This is a genomic window from Alteromonas sp. OM2203 (assembly GCF_048517045.1).
Lineage (GTDB): Bacteria > Pseudomonadota > Gammaproteobacteria > Enterobacterales > Alteromonadaceae > Alteromonas > Alteromonas gracilis.
Window position 1 is genome coordinate 366,359 of the sequence record NZ_CP183209.1, and the last position, 21,226, is coordinate 387,584.

General features: G+C 45.0%; 21 protein-coding genes. 15 read left to right on the forward strand and 6 right to left on the reverse strand.

Translation table 11 applies throughout. From position 1 onward, the window contains the following. Positions 1–345: 345 nt before the first annotated feature. Positions 346–3,063: an aconitate hydratase AcnA gene (gene acnA, locus ACM0P2_RS01615; protein WP_419227190.1), complete on the forward strand. Its 2,718-nt coding sequence runs from the start codon at positions 346–348 to the stop codon at positions 3,061–3,063. 64 nt (positions 3,064–3,127) lie between these two features. Here acnA and ACM0P2_RS01620 read toward each other — a convergent pair whose 3' ends face one another. Further along, positions 3,128–3,622 (reverse strand): sel1 repeat family protein, encoded by a 495-nt coding sequence (locus ACM0P2_RS01620; RefSeq protein ID WP_159119637.1) that lies wholly within the window; start codon positions 3,620–3,622, stop codon positions 3,128–3,130. 109 nt (positions 3,623–3,731) lie between these two features. Then, positions 3,732–5,948: a GspE/PulE family protein gene (locus tag ACM0P2_RS01625; RefSeq protein ID WP_419227191.1), complete on the reverse strand. Its 2,217-nt coding sequence runs from the start codon at positions 5,946–5,948 to the stop codon at positions 3,732–3,734. Positions 5,949–6,367: 419 nt separating this feature from the next. Here ACM0P2_RS01625 and rpsJ point away from each other — a divergent pair, with 419 nt between their 5' ends. The 11 genes from rpsJ to rpsQ are packed head-to-tail and all read left to right on the forward strand — an operon-like array spanning position 6,368 to position 11,305. Then, positions 6,368–6,679: a 30S ribosomal protein S10 gene (gene rpsJ, locus ACM0P2_RS01630; RefSeq protein WP_010179497.1), complete on the forward strand. Its 312-nt coding sequence runs from the start codon at positions 6,368–6,370 to the stop codon at positions 6,677–6,679. A gap of 18 nt (positions 6,680–6,697) precedes the next feature. After that, positions 6,698–7,336: a 50S ribosomal protein L3 gene (rplC, locus tag ACM0P2_RS01635; RefSeq protein WP_025256850.1), complete on the forward strand. Its 639-nt coding sequence runs from the start codon at positions 6,698–6,700 to the stop codon at positions 7,334–7,336. Positions 7,337–7,354: 18 nt separating this feature from the next. Next, the gene (rplD, locus tag ACM0P2_RS01640; protein WP_012516958.1) at positions 7,355–7,960 is read left to right on the forward strand and encodes a 50S ribosomal protein L4; all 606 of its coding nucleotides are present in this window, start codon (positions 7,355–7,357) and stop codon (positions 7,958–7,960) included. Continuing rightward, positions 7,957–8,256, forward strand: coding sequence for a 50S ribosomal protein L23 (gene rplW, locus ACM0P2_RS01645; RefSeq protein ID WP_012516959.1), 300 nt, complete (start codon positions 7,957–7,959; stop codon positions 8,254–8,256). Before rplD ends, rplW begins: the two co-directional genes overlap by 4 nt. Positions 8,257–8,270: 14 nt before the next feature. Next, positions 8,271–9,095 (forward strand): 50S ribosomal protein L2, encoded by an 825-nt coding sequence (gene rplB, locus ACM0P2_RS01650; RefSeq protein ID WP_159119639.1) that lies wholly within the window; start codon positions 8,271–8,273, stop codon positions 9,093–9,095. Between the two features lie 15 nt (positions 9,096–9,110). Continuing rightward, positions 9,111–9,386 carry a 30S ribosomal protein S19 gene (gene rpsS / locus ACM0P2_RS01655; RefSeq protein ID WP_012516961.1) on the forward strand — a complete coding sequence of 92 codons (276 nt, stop codon included), beginning with the start codon at positions 9,111–9,113 and terminating at the stop codon, positions 9,384–9,386. 11 nt (positions 9,387–9,397) lie between these two features. Then, positions 9,398–9,730: a 50S ribosomal protein L22 gene (rplV, locus tag ACM0P2_RS01660; RefSeq protein WP_105930584.1), complete on the forward strand. Its 333-nt coding sequence runs from the start codon at positions 9,398–9,400 to the stop codon at positions 9,728–9,730. Positions 9,731–9,739: 9 nt separating this feature from the next. Beyond that, complete coding sequence (gene rpsC / locus ACM0P2_RS01665; RefSeq protein ID WP_014947978.1) at positions 9,740–10,444, forward strand: 30S ribosomal protein S3; 705 nt, start codon at positions 9,740–9,742, stop codon at positions 10,442–10,444. 2 nt (positions 10,445–10,446) lie between these two features. Next, the gene (rplP, locus tag ACM0P2_RS01670) at positions 10,447–10,857 is read left to right on the forward strand and encodes a 50S ribosomal protein L16 (protein ID WP_014947979.1); all 411 of its coding nucleotides are present in this window, start codon (positions 10,447–10,449) and stop codon (positions 10,855–10,857) included. After that, entirely contained in the window at positions 10,857–11,048 is a 192-nt protein-coding gene (gene rpmC / locus ACM0P2_RS01675) for a 50S ribosomal protein L29 (protein WP_012516965.1), read from the forward strand. Before rplP ends, rpmC begins: the two co-directional genes overlap by 1 nt. Beyond that, positions 11,048–11,305: a 30S ribosomal protein S17 gene (rpsQ, locus tag ACM0P2_RS01680; RefSeq protein WP_012516966.1), complete on the forward strand. Its 258-nt coding sequence runs from the start codon at positions 11,048–11,050 to the stop codon at positions 11,303–11,305. The genes rpmC and rpsQ overlap by 1 nt, the downstream gene beginning before the upstream one ends. 59 nt (positions 11,306–11,364) lie before the next feature. Here rpsQ and ACM0P2_RS01685 read toward each other — a convergent pair whose 3' ends face one another. Then, positions 11,365–12,498: a glycosyltransferase family 4 protein gene (locus ACM0P2_RS01685; RefSeq protein ID WP_419227192.1), complete on the reverse strand. Its 1,134-nt coding sequence runs from the start codon at positions 12,496–12,498 to the stop codon at positions 11,365–11,367. A 20-nt stretch (positions 12,499–12,518) separates the two neighbouring features. After that, positions 12,519–13,595 carry a glycosyltransferase family 9 protein gene (locus ACM0P2_RS01690; RefSeq protein WP_419227193.1) on the reverse strand — a complete coding sequence of 359 codons (1,077 nt, stop codon included), beginning with the start codon at positions 13,593–13,595 and terminating at the stop codon, positions 12,519–12,521. Between the two features lie 145 nt (positions 13,596–13,740). Between ACM0P2_RS01690 and ACM0P2_RS01695 the strand changes: the two genes are divergently transcribed. Further along, the gene (locus ACM0P2_RS01695; RefSeq protein WP_419227194.1) at positions 13,741–15,051 is read left to right on the forward strand and encodes a 3-deoxy-D-manno-octulosonic acid transferase; all 1,311 of its coding nucleotides are present in this window, start codon (positions 13,741–13,743) and stop codon (positions 15,049–15,051) included. 305 nt (positions 15,052–15,356) lie between these two features. Here ACM0P2_RS01695 and ACM0P2_RS01700 read toward each other — a convergent pair whose 3' ends face one another. Continuing rightward, positions 15,357–17,192 carry a cation:proton antiporter gene (locus ACM0P2_RS01700; protein ID WP_419227195.1) on the reverse strand — a complete coding sequence of 612 codons (1,836 nt, stop codon included), beginning with the start codon at positions 17,190–17,192 and terminating at the stop codon, positions 15,357–15,359. A gap of 289 nt (positions 17,193–17,481) precedes the next feature. On the opposite strand from ACM0P2_RS01700, the gene ACM0P2_RS01705 reads away from it, so the two are divergent. Both ACM0P2_RS01705 and ACM0P2_RS01710 read left to right on the forward strand, forming a co-directional pair. After that, entirely contained in the window at positions 17,482–18,336 is an 855-nt protein-coding gene (locus ACM0P2_RS01705; RefSeq protein ID WP_419227196.1) for a hypothetical protein, read from the forward strand. A gap of 179 nt (positions 18,337–18,515) precedes the next feature. Beyond that, complete coding sequence (locus ACM0P2_RS01710) at positions 18,516–19,103, forward strand: hypothetical protein (protein WP_159119645.1); 588 nt, start codon at positions 18,516–18,518, stop codon at positions 19,101–19,103. Positions 19,104–19,234: 131 nt separating this feature from the next. Here ACM0P2_RS01710 and ACM0P2_RS01715 read toward each other — a convergent pair whose 3' ends face one another. Beyond that, positions 19,235–21,145, reverse strand: coding sequence for a methyl-accepting chemotaxis protein (locus tag ACM0P2_RS01715; protein WP_419227197.1), 1,911 nt, complete (start codon positions 21,143–21,145; stop codon positions 19,235–19,237). Positions 21,146–21,226 lie beyond the last annotated feature (81 nt).

The following is a 21,226-nucleotide window of genomic DNA, read 5'->3' on the forward strand; positions in this document are numbered from 1 at the left end:
TTATAAGAAAATACAATTGTTGCTAATTTGTAAACTGGGTCGACCAGTTTTGAAATAGTTGCAATTCGCCACTTTAATAATGACCTTATTTGGCCTTGTTTAAAATCTCGATTATTTCAACTGCCGACTCTTTGTGAGTGGCACTATGAACTATAGGGCTAAAGCTAAATATTGGCCACTTCCAAAAAGAAGTCGGTATATCGTTTTTAGGTGAACTTTTTTTCATGTTTCAGCCGTACAAATACATACCAAGAGCGAGTAAGTGATACTGCTTCAAATTCTGCTAACGTAATCACTTATCATCGTCATTTTAAATTATGAACAGGCAAAGAAGGATGAGAGCGTATGACATATAAGTCTTTTTCGCAGCTTGAGGTTAATGGTAAAAGCTTCAAGGCAGTTAATTTTGACGGTATAGGTAGTAAGTATGCGCTCGACCGGCTTCCGTTCTGTATCAAAATTCTTTTAGAGAACTTGATTCGTCACGAAGACCAAGAATTCGTTAACAGCGGCGATATAGAACAAGTTGCTAAATGGGATATTGAAAATCACGCTGACCACGAAGTTTCATTCGTGCCGGCCCGGGTTATATTACAAGATTTCACAGGTGTTCCTGCTATTGTCGACCTTGCAGCCATGAGAGATGCGGTGAATAGGCTAGGAGGAGATGCTCAAGCGATTAATCCGCTAAACCCAGTTGAGCTAGTCATCGACCACTCTGTTATGGTTGACCATTTCGCTGAAGAAAATGCGTTAGAAAAAAATACAGATATAGAAATAGAGCGAAACAAAGAGCGCTATCAGTTTTTGAAGTGGGGCCAGTCTAGCTTCGATAATTTTAAAGTGGTTCCTCCTGGCCGCGGCATTGTCCACCAAGTTAATTTAGAGTATCTAGCACGCTGTGCTTTCACTAAAGAGCAAGATGGGGAAACCTTGGTTTATCCCGATACTTTGGTAGGGACAGATTCGCATACCACTATGATTAATGGCCTCGGCGTTCTAGGCTGGGGAGTGGGTGGTATTGAAGCAGAAGCAGCAATGCTTGGTCAGCCAGTTACTATGCTGTTACCAAAGGTAGTTGGTTTTAGGCTTTCAGGTAAATTGCCTGCTGGCGTCACTGCCACCGACATGGTGCTTACTATTACACAGCAGTTACGTGAACACGGCGTAGTCGGAAAATTTGTTGAATTCTATGGGCCGGGCCTTAAGCATCTGACAACAGCGGATCGTGCCACTATCGCAAATATGGCGCCAGAGTACGGTGCTACATGCGGTATTTTCCCTATCGATGATATAGCGCTGGATTACTTGCGTCTGACGGGAAGAGACGAAGATCAGATTGCACTTGTTGAAGCCTATGCGAAGTTTAGCCACTTATGGCATGACGACCACTCCAAAGACGCACAGTATCACGAAACGTTAGAACTAAATTTAGAAGAAGTTGTTCCCTCTCTAGCAGGTCCTAAACGTCCTCAAGATCGCATAGCGCTCGACAATGCCGCAGAGGCATTTAACGAATGGCATCGCTCTCAAATTGACGTAAAAGTGCTAGATGAGGAAACCGATCTCATCGCGGAGGCAGGTCTAGGCACGACCGACGATGTTGACGAAGACCATGATTCTTTTGTGGAATTTAGAGGAAGTAAGTTCAATCTTGAAGATGGCGCTATTGTTATTGCAGCAATCACGAGCTGTACGAACACCTCAAACCCTTCTGTTCTGGTTGGAGCAGGTCTGCTGGCCAAAAAGGCAGCAGAAAAAGGGCTAACGCGTAAGCCTTGGGTAAAAACCTCTCTTGCTCCAGGCTCTCAAGTGGTAACGCAATATTTAGAAGATGCCGGTCTCATGGACCCGCTAGAATCACTAGGCTTTAATTTAGTGGGCTATGGTTGTACAACGTGTATCGGTAACTCAGGCCCGCTGCCAGATGCTATCTCAGATGCGATTAGAAAGGCAAAACTCACCGTCACCTCTGTGCTATCCGGTAACCGTAATTTTGAAGGCCGAATCCACCCAGACGTCGCGGCGAATTACCTCGCGTCTCCACCTCTTGTTGTTGCATATGCACTTGCGGGTAATATGAATATTGATATTACTAAAGAGCCGCTTGGTAAAGCGAGTGATGGTGCGCCCGTATACTTGAAAGATATCTGGCCAACCGAAGAAGAGATTCAGCAAAACATCGCCGAAAATGTTACAGGTGATTTATTTAAAGAGAAATATGCTGATGTATTTAAAGGCAGTGGCGAGTGGAACGAGCTAGAGGTAAGCAAAACATCGGTCTACGATTGGCCTGACTCTACCTATATCAAGCATCCTCCATTTTTTGAAGTGATGGAGAAAGAGCCTGAGGTATTGACGGCGATAGAGAACGCTCGATGTTTGGTGAAAGTAGGAGATTCAATTACAACTGATCATATATCACCCGCGGGAGCCATTGCTAATGATAGTCCAGCAGGTGAGTATCTTCAGGCAGAGGGCGTTGATCCTAAAGATTTCAACTCGTACGGTTCGAGACGAGGTAATCACGAAGTAATGATGCGAGGTACGTTCGCTAACGTACGTCTTCAAAACCAATTAGCACCAGGCACCCGAGGCAGTGCAACTACCCATTATCCAAGCGGTGATAGTATGTCTATCTTCCATGCGGCGATGCGCTATAAAGAGGAAGGTGTACCTGCTGTGGTTATTGGTGGTAAAGAATACGGCACGGGCTCTAGTCGAGATTGGGCTGCGAAAGGGCCATCGCTCATGGGAGTCAAGGCGGTTCTAGCCGAGAGTTATGAACGCATCCATCGCTCGAATTTGATTGGAATGGGGATTTTGCCATTGCAATTTAAAGAGGGGGATAGCGCAAGTTCTTTAGAACTCAAAGGTAATGAATCCTTCTCTATTGATGCTGTTGAACGTGGACAGTCTGAGGTAGAGGTAAGAGCTGTTACTGACGATGGTAAAACTACTGCTTTCATGATGGATATCAGAATTGATACATCAAATGAGTTTACGTACTTTGAAAACGGTGGAATTCTGCACTACGTGATCAGGGAATATTTGAAAAAGTAGGTCACCATACAAGCAAAGAAATGCCGTTTATTCAGTTTTGAATAGGCGGCATTTTTATTTGGTGTTAGTAGTAACGTTTTTCGCAAATGATCTCTTTAATATTAGACCCAATAGCCGCTCGTTTTTCACATCTTAAATCTTGTGCGTCAGCGCCATATAAAGACATGTATTCATCCACGTATGGCTCTAACGCTTCTATATAATCTTCTGGCAGCGCATTTTTGATTTGACGATAAGAGCGATTCCATTCAGCAGTTTTTTGCTCCATAGCAACACTTAACCATAACCAACCTTCTTCGTAGCTTACAGGGGTTCCCCACCCTTGAAAGTACATTTGGGCAAGGTAATATTGGCCTTCTTTATTTCCCATTTTTGCTGACTCGGTTAATTTCTCGAGCGCTTTGCCATACCTTTTCGCTTTCAATGCATGTAAACCTAGCTCTAAGGTGGATATATACTCTGACTTCCAGATATGATTTTTAGTTTTTACTTGCGCAACTGCTGATAAAGACAAGCTAAGAAAAGTTATTGCTGTAGCTAAAATGAGTCTTCTGTTCATTGGGTTTCCTTTCCTTTTTTATATATTTGTACTACACACTTTGCTCTAAATAACCTGAGCAAAGGTACAGTTCTTTTGAGATTCCATCTCTGCACCACAAAAACGGAGGCTATTCACCGCCTATAATTTGAACCTGTGCTAAGTCGGTGTCACCTTTGATCACTTTGTAAATGGCGTCTTGAACGAGCGTACGCATTCCATCTTTAGCTGCCTGTGATTTCATGTCTGCGACACTCGCCTCTTTATAAACCATAGAGCGAAGCTCTGGTGTCATACCCAATAGTTCATGGACACCGGTTCGGCCTTTGTAACCAGTATTGCCGCACTCTTGGCATCCTTTTGCTTTGTAGAGTTCAAGAGGCGTTTGGATGTTTAGCTCTGACATGAGCTCCTTGCCGTACTGGCGCTCTATAAACGCGATATCAGTCTCGGTAGCAAGGTATTTCTCCTTGCAACTACCACACAAGGTTCTAATAAGACGCTGCGCTAATATCCCCACACAAGCATCAGAGAAGTTGACTGGGTCAAGGCCTAAATCGAGTAGGCGAGTAATGGTTTCAGGGGCAGAGTTAGTATGCAGCGTTGAAAGTACTAAGTGCCCGGTTAACGAGGCTTCAATACCCGCATGAGCGGTCTCTTTATCACGCATCTCACCAATGAGAATAATATCGGGGTCAGCACGCAAAAATGCCCGTAGCGCAGCGGCGAAATTAAAACCTATCTTGGGGCTTACTTGAACCTGCTGAAGCCCTGGCTGGGTAATTTCCACAGGATCCTCTGCCGTCCAAATCTTCTTCTCTGGCGTATTTAGATAACCCAAAATAGCATGAAGGGTCGTCGTTTTACCCGAACCTGTGGGCCCTACCACAAGTAATATACCGTGTGGCTTTTTAATCATTTCTTCTAGACGCGCGCGATTTGTTGGCGCTAGGTTCATCTTATCGATCGGCATGGCGCCACCCGACGCCAATATCCGCATTACCACTCCTTCACCGGCGACGGTTGGAATTGTGGCAACCCGCACTTCGACCAGCTGCCCGTTCATTCTAAAGGCGAGTTTTCCATCTTGCGGTACGCGCTTCTCCGCAATGTTTAGGTTAGACATGATTTTTATACGTGCAATAACGGCGCTATGGTGAGAGTTAGGCACTTGGTTCATGTCACGGCAGACGCCATCTACCCGCATGCGCACGCGTGTTGGAGCGTTTTTTTCCGGGTCGATATGAATGTCTGATGCATTAAGTCTTTTTGCGTCATGCAATATGCGGCTAACCAAACGTACAACGGCAGGCGCGTCGTCTGATAACTCATCAATTTGCTCGTCGCTGTCATCGTTCGATGAGCTTATTTCATCCAGAATATCACTCATCTCACCAGGGCCACCGCCGCCGGTATTTTCACCTAGGTATTGCAGAATTAAGTTAGGAAGGCTCACCGCTATTTCATAACTATCAATACCCATAGCACTTTCAATTTCCATGAGCAGTGCTGCATTATTAGGTTCTGCCATGAGCACGATAGGTTTGTCGTGCGCATCAGCAATAACTGCAACATAGTTCCTTTTTAGGTAAGAAACATTTAGCCGACTTTCGTTTTCAAATCTGTGATATTTATCGGGTAAGTAAGAAATAAAGGGTACTTGGTAATGAATAGACAGTGAATTGCCTATTTCGTCTTCGGGTATGCGGTACTCAGATACTAGCCGCTGAACAAAAGCCCGAATATCCGGTGTACTTGTTTGAATGTCTTTAAGGGTCGCTTCTTCTAGAAGGCTTTTATGAACGAGAAGATCGAAAGGGTTATTAGTGCCGCCGAGTTCAAATCTAAACTTGTCGCCGAGAATAAGTGCAAGGGCGCTACCAAGTTTTAAGTCGTTCTCAGTGAAAGGCCCATTTACTTTGTTGATGATTTGGATAACACCCATCAAAACGCCCGCATTCATTATGGGAACGCACAGAATATTTTGTGTCCTGAAGTCGCTGTCTTTGTCGAATCTATCCGCGAAACGAAGACGGGGGTGAATACTTTGTAGCAATGTGGGGCTATATGGGTCGTCGATAACGACGGCTTTTTGAGATAGTGCAACATACCCTGCAATGGACATTGGGCTGATAGGAACCTTTATCTCAAGTGTTTCCTTACCTGTTTTAAAGCGAGCGACTAAATCCTGGTGTTGACGTCGGCGCTGGAAAATACTCATACGTTGGGCACCGAACAACTCGAGTATAATCGGTTCCAACAACCCGTACGCATCCAAAAGTGTGGAATGGTTATTAAGGATACGTTTTATTTGTGCAAAAGTTTGCTGGTTATTCAGTACTTCCATATTCTCACTTCTAACAAGGACGGCCCGTCCATTTCTAATTATTTATAATTTTCTTCGTAGGGTAATAAGGTATACGCATACCGAGAAAGCAACAATACTACTTATAGACAGTTACATACAGTTATATAGCCTAAAAATATGTGTATAAAAAGCAAACTATCTCTTGCATTGCTCTTTCCTTTCTGTATAATTCGCGCCCACTGCCCAATACGGGCATGAATTTTTAGCCGCGACCTCACTGCTTTTAGGGTGGTTGCCGAAGTAACGGATTTATCATAACTGATTAGGCTGTTGCTGGCGTGCTAGAAAAAAGAACAGGGTTCCGATAGGGAACCATCGGTTTACGCACATCTTTTCTTTCCGGAATTAATGGAAGAGAAAAGGTGAATTTTTTTGTTCTTTCGATTGGAGCTTAATCGATGCCAAATCAAAGAATTCGCATTCGTTTGAAAGCGTTTGATCACAAGTTGATCGATCAGTCTACGGCTGAAATCGTTGAAACTGCGAAACGCACTGGTGCTCAGGTAAGTGGTCCTATTCCTCTACCTACTCGCAAAGAACGCTATACAGTTCTGATTTCTCCGCACGTTAACAAAGACGCGCGTGATCAATATGAAATCCGTACTCACAAGCGTTTGGTAGACATCATCGAGCCAACTGATAAAACAGTTGACGCGTTGATGCGTTTGGACTTGGCTGCTGGCGTTGATGTTCAAATCAGCCTGGGCTAACAAGAGAGGGTTATAACAATGGCGATTGGTCTAGTCGGTCGTAAAGTGGGTATGACTCGCATCTTCACTGAAGATGGTACGTCTATCCCTGTGACTGTTATTGAAGCGACCCCAAACCGTGTTACTCAGCTTCGTACTGAGGAAACTGACGGTTATCGCGCTCTTCAGGTTACTGCTGGAACTAAAAAAGCTAACCGCATCAACAAAGCTGAAGCAGGTCACTTTGCTAAAGCTGGTGTTGAAGCTGGACGCACTCTAGTAGAATTCCGCTTAGAAGATAACGAAGGTGCCGATATCGAAGTAGGCAGTGAAATCACTGTTGAAATCTTTAACGACACTAAAAAGATTGATGTCACTGGTACATCAAAAGGTAAAGGTTTCCAAGGTGCTATCAAACGCTGGAACTTCAGTTCACAGCGTATGACACACGGTAACTCTTTGTCACACCGCGCACCTGGTTCAATTGGCCAAAACCAATCACCAGGTAAAGTATTCAAAGGCAAGAAAATGGCTGGTCAGCTTGGTAACAAGCAAGTGACTACGCAGTCTTTGGAAGTGGTACGTGTTGACGTAGAGAACGGCCTTATCCTTGTAAAAGGTGCCGTACCTGGCGCAACTGGCAACGATGTAATCGTAAAGCCAGCTGTTAAAGCGTAACGTCTGGGGAGTGAACTGATGGAATTAACATTGAAAGACGCGCAAAGCGCTCTTGAAGTATCCGAAGCGACCTTTGGACGTGAATTCAACGAAGCCCTGGTACACCAGGTAGTTGTAGCTTACGGAGCAGGCGCTCGTCAGGGTACAAAAGCGCAGAAAACTCGCGCTGAAGTTCGTGGTGGCGGTAAGAAGCCATGGCGTCAAAAAGGTACTGGCCGTGCACGTGCTGGTACTATCCGTAGCCCAATTTGGGTTGGCGGTGGCCGTGCTTTCGCAGCAAAGCCTCGTGACTTTGACCAAAAAGTTAACAAGAAAATGTATCGCGGTGCGATTAAGAGCATCCTGTCTGAACTAATCCGTCAAGACCGTTTGGTTGTTGTAGAGAAGTTCGGTGTTGACGCACCTAAGACTAAAGCTCTTATTTCTGCACTTAACGAATATGAACTAAATGACGTTCTAATCGTTACTCCTGAAGTTGATGAGAACTTGTTCCTAGCGGCACGCAACTTGTACAAAGTTGACGTACGTGACGTAGCAGGCATCGACCCAGTGAGCTTGATTGCATTTGAGAAAGTGCTAATGACTGCTGATGCGGTTAAACAACTTGAGGAGGCGTTAGCATGAAAGAAGAACGTCTACTGAAGGTGCTAGTTGCACCTCACGTTTCAGAAAAGTCTACCATGGCTGCTGAAGCGAACAACACAGTTGTATTTAAAGTAGCTAAAGACGCGAACAAAGCTGAAATCAAAGCAGCAGTTGAAAAACTGTTTGAAGTTGAAGTTGAAGGTGTTCGTACTGTGAACGTTAAGGGTAAAACCAAGCGTCACGGCATGTCTTTCGGTAAGCGCAGCGACTGGAAAAAGGCCTACGTGGTTCTTAAAGAAGGTCAGGACATCGACTTTGTCGGTGGTGCTGAGTAAGAAGGGGATTAGAAATGCCATTATTGAAAGCTAAGCCAACTTCTGCCGGTCGTCGTCACGTTGTTCAGGTCGTTAATCCTGACCTGCACAAAGGTGCACCTTATGCGCCTTTGCTAGAGAAAAACAGCAAGTCTGGTGGTCGTAACAACGGTGGTCGTATCACGACTCGTCACATCGGTGGTGGTCACAAGCAACACTATCGTGTAATCGACTTCAAACGCAACAAAGACGGCATTCCAGCTAAAGTTGAGCGTTTAGAGTACGATCCAAACCGTTCTGCTAACATTGCTCTAGTATTGTACGCAGACGGTGAACGTCGTTACATTCTAGCTCCTAAGGGTATGAAAGCAGGTGATGCTATCCAGTCTGGTTCGGACGCTCCGATCAAGTCTGGTAACACTCTACCTATGCGTAACATTCCTGTAGGTTCTGTTGTACACGCAATTGAAATGAAGCCTGGCAAGGGTGCTCAAATCGCACGTTCTGCTGGTGCTTACGCTCAGATCCTAGCACGTGACGGAAACTACGTTACCCTACGTCTACGCTCTGGCGAAATGCGTAAAGTTTTATCTGATTGCCGCGCCACCATTGGTGAAGTTGGTAATGCAGAGCACATGCTTCGTTCACTAGGTAAAGCTGGTGCTACACGCTGGCGTGGTGTTCGTCCTACCGTTCGTGGTGTTGCCATGAACCCGGTTGATCACCCACACGGTGGTGGTGAAGGTCGTACATCAGGCGGTCGTCACCCAGTAACTCCTTGGGGTGTTCCTACCAAAGGTAAGAAAACCCGAAGCAACAAGCGTACTGATAAGCTTATCGTACGTCGTCGAAACAAGTAATAGCGAGGATTCACCATGCCACGTTCTCTCAAGAAAGGTCCTTTTATTGACCTTCACTTGCTGAAGAAGGTAGAGGCTGCAGTGGAAAAGAACGAACGTAAACCAATCAAAACTTGGTCTCGTCGTTCTATGATCATCCCAGATATGATTGGGTTGACCATTGCGGTCCATAACGGTCGCCAACATGTACCTGTCATTATTAGTGACGAAATGGTCGGCCACAAGTTGGGCGAATTTGCGCCAACGCGTACTTACCGCGGCCATGTCGCGGATAAGAAAGCTAAACGTTAAGGGGTAGGAAGATGGAAGCATTAGCTAAACACCGTTTTGCCCGCACGTCGGCTCAAAAGGCACGCTTGGTTGCGGATCAAATTCGTGGAATGCACGTTGAGAAAGCTCTTGAGCTTCTTGCGTACAGCCCGAAGAAAAGCGCAGCGCTAGTAAAGAAAGTTTTGGAGTCTGCGATTGCTAACGCAGAGCACAACGAAGGCGCGGACATCGACGAGCTAGTCGTTGCCAAGATTTTCGTTGACGAAGGTCCAACTATGAAGCGTATCAAGCCACGTGCCAAAGGCCGTGCTGATCGTATCTTTAAGCGCAGCAGTCACATCACTGTGGTTGTAGCGGATAACTAGGAGTAGATAATGGGACAGAAGGTACATCCTACAGGTATACGCCTGGGTATCAGCAAACCATGGACATCTACCTGGTACGCTAATACTGCAGACTATGCAGATAACCTGTATAACGATCATCAGGTACGTCAGTATCTGACTAAGCAACTTAAAAACGCTTCACTATCTAAAATCGTGATCGAGCGTCCTGCTAAGAGCATCCGTGTGACTATTCACACTGCTCGTCCAGGCGTAGTAATCGGTAAGAAAGGTGAAGACGTAGAGAAGTTACGTAACTACGTATCTAAGCTAGCCGGCGTGCCAGCTCAGATCAACATCGCTGAAGTACGTAAGCCAGAGCTAGATGGCCAGCTAGTAGCTGACAGCATCTCTAGCCAGCTAGAGCGTCGTGTTATGTTCCGTCGTGCTATGAAGCGCGCAGTTCAAAACGCAATGCGTCTAGGCGCGAAAGGTATTAAAGTTGAAGTTAGCGGCCGTTTGGGCGGAGCAGAGATTGCACGTTCTGAGTGGTACCGTGAAGGTCGCGTTCCTCTGCACACTTTCCGTGCGGACATTGATTACGCAACCTCTGAAGCGTCAACTACTTACGGTATCATCGGCGTTAAAGTATGGATCTTCAAAGGTGAAGTTCTAGGTGGTCTACCTACAACTCAAGAGCAAGCACCAGCTGCTCAACCTAAGAAGAAAGGCCGCAACGCTAAGCGAGAGGGCTAATCATGTTACAACCAAAACGCATGAAGTTCCGTAAGATGCACAAAGGCCGCAACCGCGGCTTGGCAGCGGGTAATACTGTTGCCTTTGGTACTTACGGCCTTAAAGCAGTTGGTCGTGGTCGAATGACTGCGCGCCAAATCGAAGCAGCGCGTCGTGCTATGACTCGTCACGTTAAGCGTCAAGGTAAAATTTGGATTCGAGTTTTCCCTGACAAGCCAATTACTGAGAAGCCTCTTGAAGTGCGTCAAGGTAAAGGTAAAGGTAACGTTGAGTACTGGGTATGCCAAATTCAGCCTGGTCGTGTTCTTTACGAGATGGAAGGTGTTCCTGAAAATCTTGCACGCGAAGCGTTTGAATTGGCAGCGGCTAAACTGCCATTTAAAACAACCTTTGTAACTCGGACGGTGATGTAATGAAAGCGACTGAACTGAAAGATAAAAGCGTAGAAGAGCTGAACGCAGAGTTGATTAACCTGCTACGCGAACAGTTCAACCTACGCATGCAGCACACAACCGGTCAGCTTGAAAAAACTGATCAGTTGAGAAAAGTACGTCGTAACATCGCGCGTGTTAAAACCATTCTGACTCAAAAGGCTGATGCGTAATGACTGAGCAAAAAATTCGTACAGTACAAGGTCGTGTGGTTAGCAACAAGATGGATAAAACCATCACTGTTGTAGTTGAACGTTTTGTTAAGCACCCAATCTACGGGAAGTTCATCAAGCGCTCTACTAAGCTTCACGCCCACGACGAAAACAACGTGTGCAACCAAGGTGACGTAGTAACAGTACGTGAATGTCGCCCGCTATCTAAGAACAAATCTTGGATGCTAGTTGACGTTGTTGAAAAAGCTGGCGTTTAATCGCTAACTTTTTTCAAAGTCTTAAAAAAGCCGCTTTCGAGCGGCTTTTTTGTGTCTGTTTAACTGGGCTGGACAAGATTTTTAACCGTCTTATTAGTATCTTTGTCACCTTGAGTAAGAGAGGTGTATAGGTTGACGTAGGCATTAGCCATCTTTGTTATGCTGAATTTCTCTGCTACATGTTTGTATAGCGCATTTCCATACTGATAACGTAAAGTCGGTTGCTCAATTAAACTCACAAGACTTTCTCCAATGGCATCAATATCCCCAGGCGCCACCATTAAGCCCGTTTCTTTATGGGTAACAATCTCAGGGATACCGCCTACGGGGCTAGTTATCACAGCGCGTCTACTTGCACCAGCCTGTAGTAAAGCAACGCCTAGTCCTTCGGCGTAAGCAGGATGTATAACAATATCTACATTGGGGAGTATTTTTGTCACATCAGTAGTGAAACCGCATAGTTTGACATTACCGGCAAGCCCGTGACGCTCAATCAACGATTGATAACTCTCTTCAAGCCCTCCTTTACCAAACAACAAGCACGTTACCTTTTTGTGCTTGTGCAGAACGTCGTGCATTGCAAGTATCACGTCTGCTTGACCTTTTCGAGAAATATACTGGGCAAAATTAGCGATTACGGTATGGTCGCTTGGAATATTAAAGGTGTCGTGCAGCCACTGTTTGTTTTCCGGAAGAGAGTATTCGTCTAATTCCACAGCGGAATGTATGACGAATTGATGTTTTACTCCTTCGCAATGTTTTGCCACAACGCTTTGTACGCCCTCTGAAATACTGATAACTGCATCGAACTGTTTGTATTTATAGTATGAGAAACGTGACTCTAAGTTGTCGACACGACGGGTACAGACAGAAGGAATGCCGGTCATTTTAGCAATTATTGCTCCCCATACGTCAGCGCCTCGTCGACTATGAATATGGATGATGTTGGGCTTAGTCTCTTTTACTAATGAGAGTAAACGTTTGATAAATAGAAAGTCCGTTTCACCTGAATACTTTAAGGCGTGCACGTCACAACGTCCGAGAGGCGCGCTCTGAATCTCACTGTCTTGTGTGCATACTAAATGCTGTCGAATGTTATCGTGTTGTTCTAACGCATTGATAAGGTAAGTGACCTGTTTTGCACCACCGTATAAATGTCTGCCTAGTTCAACGTGTAAAACACAAGTGCTCAAATGTCGTCCTTAAAATTTATTTAATAATTTATATACGGAAGAAGCCTATTTAAGACTTCTTTGGGCGTAACTTCCTTCATACAGTCGAATTTGCCGCGACAGGTTGGCCGCCTTTTACAAGGCGTGCAGGATAATTCCTTATAAATAATGTGAGTGTTAGCGCTGTCAGTTTTTGTATAAGGGCGTGTAGAGCCAAATATCGCCACCGTAGGTTTATTGAAAACAGTTCCTAAGTGAGTGAGTCCAGTATCTACGCCAACGAGGGCATGGCATTTCGATGCTATAGCGACCGATTCCTCTAGTGTCAGATTCCCTGCTAACGACACTATGCTTTCTTGGCCAAACGTTAAGCTTTCAGCATGTGCGGCATCACTTGGTCCACCTAAAATGACAATGGGCATTCGAGTATGCTTTCTTATTTTCTCTAGTAATGTCTCCCAGTGCTCCATAGGCCAATGTTTTTGTGGTCGAGTTGTAAAGGGCGCAATAACCATAAAAGGCTGTGTAATACCCCTTAATGACAACTTATCAAACGCAGAGGCATTGACCGAGCTTAAGACCCTTACTTGCAGTTGATAGGGCTTTACGTTGTAAGCATTATCTCGCTGTTGCGTATCCGCTATGAATCTGGCTAGGTGACGATATTCACTGCTTATCTCGTCAGACATTGGCTTAGCCGTTGTGTGAGTCAACAGTAAGTGGCTATTCTCTTTACTTTTAAAACCAAAGCGGACGGGCGCGCCACTTAAGAAGGCCAACAATGCGCTTTTTAAGAGGCCTTGTGCTTCAACGGCCACCGTAAATCTGTGGCTGCGAAGTACTTGTCTAAATTTCCAAACTACCTTAACTAATTGCCAATATTGGCGCCGCTTTGCTAATGCTTTCCATTCGGATTTTGGCCAAGCAATAACATTGTTAACGTGTGGGTGTGCGCTTACCAGCCCAGTGTAGGGGGCTTCTACCAACCATGTTATCTCAACGTTGGGGGCTGTTGACGCGTAAATACTATTGATACTAGACGGAAGGCCTGAAGCCATTACAATATCGCCAATTGCGCTAAGACGAATAAAGAGAATACGTTGAACGTGTTGCGGCATTAGAATAGGCTTTGAAACACAATTATAGTTTACTTGAATCTAGTCAATCATACATTCACGACAGTTTAATGACTGGCAGTGATACTGACTAATAGCAAGTACTCACGTTAATAAACCAAATAAATTTTACCCGAAGGAAGTATTTATGCCTGCTGCCAAACGCAGTGACTACAAACCTAAATTTGTTGAAACGCTTTGTCGGTGGGGGTATTCATGTGTTTTAGCACTTCTTATTCCTTTTGCTATCGCGCAACTTGTTATGAGGGGCTCTACGAGTAATAAAGATTATAATCGTCGTCGTTTCGAACGCTTTGGATTAGTTCGCCGTCCACCCAAAGAAAATGGCTATCTTTTTCATTGTGTTTCAGTAGGTGAGGTCGTGGCTGCTTCGTGCCTTATAAAGCGCATAATGCGCCTTGAACCGGGTGCGCAAATCACTATCACTACCACAACGCCCACGGGGTCAGCACGAGTTCGCGACATTTTTAAAGATACCGTTCATCACTTCTACCTCCCTTATGATCTACATATGGCAATGGCCGGCATGTTGAAGCGGGTAAAACCTAAAATGGTAATGATTACCGAGGTAGAGCTGTGGCCAAACCTGGTTCACGCGTGCTGGAAACGCCATATTCCCGTCGTGGTCATTAATGCCAGAATGACCGACCGTTCTGCAAAGCGTTATAAGAAAATAGGAAAACTTTTTAATCCTATGTTAGGTAAGCTGTCTCATGTATGTGCGCAGGGACAACGAGATTTTGATAACTATTCCTGGCTGGGTATGGATAACAATAGGCTTACTCTCACTAACAACATAAAGTTTGATCAAGCGAGTTCTGAGATAAACACCTCGAGTCACTTTATTGGAATTAGCCGTGGGGAGCGGCCTCTTTTGGTAGCAGGCAGTACACATGAGCCGGAGGAAAAGGCTATTCTTGATGCGGCTTTGGAAGTATGGAAAGTATTACCTTCTTTTCGCGTTGTTATTGTGCCAAGGCATCCGGAACGATTCGATACCGTCGCTAAAATCATAGAAAAATACAATGTATCCTTCGCAAGGACCTCAGAGGTTGCATCGGTACCTGATGATATTAACGTTATACTTCTCGACGAGATGGGAAAACTCAACCAAGCGTACGCCGTAGCAAGTTTTGCTTTCGTGGGAGGATCAATTGCAGAACGAGGCGGTCATAATGCACTTGAGCCTGCAGCTTTTTCTTTACCTATTTTGATGGGCCCTCACACCTATAATAACCCTGTTATATGTGAATACCTTCAAAACTGCGGTGCGCTAACGATCGTTGAGGATAGTGCCAATATGGTTTCAGCTTTAACAAGGTGGCTTCAAAAGCCCGACGAGGCTAGTACAGCCGGTAGCGCTGGTAATAGGGTATTACTGGATAATAGCGGAGCGTTAAATGCCACGTTATCGTGTATTTCCAAGTATCTCACATGACGCGAGAAAGCGTCGTAAACGCCAGGTAACTAACTGTAATTGAATGAAAAACGAACCCTCGAATGGTGCATGGTGTGCACCAAAAGGGTTTGTGTAATGAACCAAAATACAGGTAAAGTTAGTGGGTGAATGTCTAATTCATTGATTTGGCAGAGTTTATTAAAGTTGGTGTACGGTTTGCTATTAAGCGTACGACAGCGTAACGACGGTAAAATCAAAATTAAAATGCTCTTGCTAAGAGGGCACTGGGTTACGCGGTTTTCCAGGGAGAGACCTCCTGCCGGTGGGCAGGAGGTTTTCTTAACTCACGACTCTATGTGGCCTTTTTTTGTACTCTCAGTTGTCCCTTCGTCACGCTCAGGCTCAATCAAGCTAATTAAACGCCATCCCGCTTTCGGTTCAATACTGTTTCCATTGATAAATGTATAGCTCTTACCTTCAGCATTTATAGCAATAAGTGGCGTTGCTCTCTCACCATATTGTTTAATATATTGCTCATAGCTAAACTCTTCAGACAGACGCGTTGTCTTAACCTGGGACTCACGGGCTATTGCCGAGGCCAAGTAACCGTAAGTGACACCCTCATCAAACAACGTTAACTTCTTAGCGTATTGTTCACTCACTTGGTGACTAGGGCGCGTGGACTGCTCATTATTCGTCAATGCCCACACTTTATCTTTACCCATTGTATATTCAAAGTGATACGCAATGAGTGGATTGAGCTGTTTATAGGGCGACATGATAAGAACAGAACCAAACGTGTTTAGGTCTAGGTGTCGGGCGGCATGATCTGACATGGGGTTACCGAAATAGACGGGAATGTCCATCATGCGCGCTTCGCGAATGGCATCCCAGTTAGTATCAGCAATCGTCACATCTAATTTTTGATTTAACATTTCACACGCCAAAGCACGATTGAACTTGCTTCCACCAAATATTAAATAGCCGGTAGGTGCAGGGGCTCTCACTTTTAATAGTGATGCAACGGTTCGAGAAGTTAAGCTCTGCACCACAACCGTGGCGATAATGACCATAAACACGATGGGGACGATGATACCCGCACCTTCATAACCTATTTCTTCAAGTTTTAACGAGAACAACGCTGATACCGCCGCCGCTACAATACCGCGAGGGGCTATCCAGCTAAGTAAGGCTAACTCGTTTAATTTAAGGCCGGTACCAATGGAGGAGGCCATGACTGATAACGGTCTAGCTACAAACATGATGGCGGCCAGCACTACAACAGAGCCCCAACCAACGTCTATAACCGATTGCAAATTCAAACGAGTAGCAAGCAGTATGAATAGCCCAGAGATAAGCAAGACACTCAAGGTTTCTTTAAACTCAAGTATGTCTTCCACATCCACGTCTTTCATATTGGCAAGTACCATACCGGCAATAGTAACAGCCAAGAGGCCGGACTCGTGGGCTACATAGTTAGATGCAGCAAAGACACCGAGAATAATCGTTAATACGGCAGTGTTGAGTAGGTAATGGGGGATCCATTCCTTTCTGATAGATAGCCCCAGTAAATAACCGGCAGCAAGGCCGAGCACCGAGCCAATACCTACGGTTTTACCAAAGGCAATCAACGTATGTGTAATAGCGGTTTCTTGTGACGCTACGATAAACTCGAACACCAGTACGGCAAGCAATGCGCCGATAGGGTCGATGACTATTCCTTCCCAGCGCAAAATGTTTGCGAGATTGGTTTTAGGTCGAACCGTCCGCAACATGGGAACAATAACCGTAGGGCCAGTAACGGTTACAATTGCGCCGAACAAAAAGGAGAGCTGCCATGACAGGTCTAGACTGTAATGGGCAGCCGTCGCTGCGACAATCCACGTCACCACAACCCCAATGGAACAGAGGTTTCTGACCATATTGCCGTGACCCGCAATATCGCTGAACTTAAGCGTTAATGAACCTTCAAAAAGAATGATGGCTACAGAGAGTGAAACGACGGGGAACAGTAAGTCGCCAAATAAACTGTCTGCGTTAAGTACACCGAAAACGGGCCCCACCACAATGCCAACAATTAAAAGAGGTAGTATGGCTGGAAGTCTAATTTTGTATGCCAAGTACTGACAGGCAATAGACAACAGTCCTACTGAAACGAGAGAAAGTAGTGGGTCTGACAAATGTAAATCCTTAACGTATTAATATTATTCCATCGTATATCAGTCTAAGCATTTGTCATACGGTAATGTTAGGACTAATTTACATGTAGCATGATACGCATAATGATTAAGTTTAGACCAGTACGTTAAGGTGTGCAGCGGGTAAAAATTCATTTTCAAATGGGGTAATAAGAATTGCCTATGCTGTTAAATAAACGGTTGAGCTAACCAAGAAACAATATGAATTTACGTGAGTTAATTCTTTAGTTTGATATTATCTGTGGTGTAGAGATTATTTTGGAGTGTCTCATTGAACAATTTATATCGGTTCATGGCTTTATCATTGGCACTTTTGCTATTTACAGCCTGTGCCGTTAATTATCCAACGCCTTTAGCATCGTTGAAAATCGATACCATGGTAACGTTACCTGATGAGCTTGCAGAAACTTCAGGTTTGTTCTGCGAAGAAGAAGGCATGGTTTCGCTGAACGACTCGGGTAATGCCCCGCTCATATTTCATGTCAATTACCAAGGCGAAGTAACAAAGCGTACGCGGCTGGCGCTTACCAATAAAGATTGGGAGGCCATTACTGCGGACCCTGATTTTTATTATATCGCTGACGTTGGGAATAATAAGGGTAAAAGAGAGCAGGTTGAAATTCACAAAGTGAATCGCAGCAACGTGAATGATATTAAAACGATTACGTTAAAATATGCAGGCAACAACGCTGACAATAATATTCCTTACGCTCATGATTTCGACTCAGAGGCCATGGTCAAGCTTGATAACAAGCTACTTCTATTTTCCAAAAGCTGGCGCACGGGGATAACGCATATTTATGACGTTAACGAGGCAGAGCCGCTTCAGACGTTACGTCCTTTCGCATCTATCGAGGGATTACCTGGCGTAGTGACGGGGGTAGATTTTGACGAACTTCAGCAGCGATTTGTGATAACCGGCTATAAGTCAGATCCTTTCGGCAATTTTGCTACCTTTTTGGCGCAAGTTTCAAAAGCGTTTTTACTCCTTGATATTTGGCCTTTAGATGAATACAAGCAAGTTGAGGGCGTGTGTGTCGATGGACAAGGCCTCTACTGGTTCAGTGAGGAGGCAACCGAAGGGCGCAGAGCATCACTTTCAAGCGCTCGGGTTGAAGCTAACTAACAAGCTATATCATCGTTATTACGTTCCAAATATAATTCACTCACTCTCCGTCATACTTTCTTCGTTATTTTTTATCGGGTGTTAGTAATATGGCTAATACCCAACCTCCTATTTTCTTGTCTATACTGATTTTGAAGACGTTAACGGTTTAATCAACGATATTTCAAGAGGCAGCGAAAATGCGACGATTTACTCAGTCACTGTTATCTGCATGTATTTGCCCTTGCTTGCTAATAGCGGGCCCGGCGCAAGCCTCTGTAGTTGAAAAAGCGCAAGAATGGTTAAATCAATACGCAGATAGCGACGATACTTTTTCGCTTACCCTTACGAAGAACAAGATTAAATTTGATGGCTGTAAGCAAAAGCAATATCAACTCGCGTTTAGTCAACAAATTGCCCCCATGTTTAATATTGAAGCCATAGTCCATTACAATAAAGGCCTGCTTGATAATGGCGTATTGTCTCAACGGGTAAGAAGTCATGAATTTGAACTGGTAAGTTGGTGGGACAGCGGCGATTATCGTTTGGGCTTAAGTCATAAAGTTAGACCCCGACATGAAATGAGCATACCAGTCGCTGATACCGTCCGTCTTCCTACTAGCACATCGGCAGGTATTTATTTAGAAATTCCGTTTAAAGAAGATAAGCATGTGCTAACAATTGGCGCACTCAGGGAATCATGGGAAAGCGATGGTGCGTCCTTTCAATTACCTTGGCGTTCTAGCAGAGACAATCAGGTAAAACTCCAATACGCTATCAACTTCTGAATACAATGCGAAGTTAGTTAATTCATCATTCCCAATCCGGGTGAGGACAACGCGCTCGTCGTTGTTAATAGCCGAGGTAGAGCGCGTTATTTATGTTGCCTACTTTGATCTCACGTCGCGGCTAATAGTCGCTATAGTTTGAACCGGCTTACTTCAGAAGATAGCTCCTGCGCTAACTCATCAAGCTTGTCGCTCACGTTCACTAAAATTTGTGTAGCATTAAGCGTTTCTTCACTCGACGCGCTAATATCGTTGATATTGCGACTGATATCTTCAACCACGGTTGCTTGTTCTTCAGTTGCAGTAGCCACTTGCGTGTTGACATCGTTTATATGTGCGATTTCTTCAGCGATGTTTTGCAGTAGCGTATCAATTTCAGTAGTGGCAGCCACCACATCTGTAGTGCGTTCACGGCTAGATTCCATCTGTGAAACGGCTGACTTGGAGTCTTGTTGGAATTTATCAATCTTCACCTGAATCTCGTCTGTGGCTTGAGCAGCACGTTGAGCTAGGGTTCGAACTTCATCAGCAACCACAGAAAAGCCTCTGCCGTGATCACCTGCGCGCGCAGCTTCAATAGCTGCGTTAAGCGCTAACAAGTTAGTTTGCTCTGAGATGCCTCGAATAGTATCTAAGATACCGCCAATTGCCGCTGTATGCTCGTCAAGTGACCGAATCACGCTGGAAACATCTTGTATTTGCTCTGACAGCCCCTGTATTGCATGTACAGCGCGTTGAGTGATTTCTCTTCCTTGGGCCGAATTGGTCGTAGCTAGGTTAGCATTTTGTGCTGCAAGGGTAGCCGATTGCGCGACCTCGTTAACCGTGCTGCCCATCTCTGTGAGCGCTGCTGCAGCCTGTAGAGTTTGATCGCGCTGACTTTTTGTTGAACTTTCTGTTTGATGGGATTGCTTGGCTACGTCTTGCGCTGATGTTTTAAGTGCATGACTCGTTTTCGCTACCTGAGAAATGGTGCCGTGGAGGTGGTCTATAAAGTTATTAAATCCTTCCACCAAGCGCGCAATTTCTTTTTGTTCTGGTGTGGGAATGCGAGAACGCAAATCACCTTGGCCTTGTCCAAGCTGCTGAAACACATCAGCAAGGGATTCTAGAGGCTTAGTTAACGTGCCCGCAAGCCAAATTCCGATAAGCGCAAACGCTCCCGCAATCGCTAACGCCCACACAATGATCTGACGGCTGCCCGCGTTCAATGACGCATAAAGCTCATGCTCGGGCACTTGAGCAACAACATACCAGCCTGCTTTATCTACATAGGTACTTGCAAACAGCTGTGTGTCACCCTTCGAGTCGCTAGTGGCCATAGCAAAGCCTTCGCGATTGAGAAGTTTTCCTGCAGTATTTGAATCGCTAAGAGACGCAAGTTTAGCTTTACCCAGCAACTCCGTATTTGGATGTGCGATGATAGTACCGCTGCCGTCAACTAAGAAAACAAAACCGGTTTGCGCAATTTTTACGGCGTTTATGATCCCTAACAATTCATCAACGGATTTAGCAACGCCCGACATACCTCTGCCGTTAACTTGCTGATAGTTCGCAAACAGGCGATAGCCCTGACCTGGCTCGTTATACAGGCTTAAAGAAATAGGCTCTCCGCTGTCTTTATAGGCAAAAAACCACCCGTCGAGTTCATCGTTTTTAAGAACCCGTAAAAAGCCCTCTTGATTCCAATATTTGTACGTTGTTCTATCGACAAATGAGGCCACGGTTAAATCGTTGAATTCAACAATATTGTTTAAGTAGCCAAGAAGGCGACGTTCACCAGCGCTGTCGGCACCTGCTGTTGACCATGCAAGAATGTCTGGATTTGAAGCGATGCTGTGAGCGACGGTTAGCATTACGCTCGCTTCTCTATCAACACGATTGCCAACTTGTTTGAGAAGTGATGGAAGCTGTAGCTCTTCCATACTCTCTTTAACCAGATCGCGGGCAATCCACTGACTAATTGAACCGACGAGTACGGCAGCCGCAAGTACTGCTACGATAAGAGAAATAATGAGTTTTTGTTTTATACTGAAAGTCATGACTTTCGACCACGTAAGTTAATGCTGAAACTATGAATAAAAGATGACGTGGCATTGCAGGCACAACGACGTCTAATACCG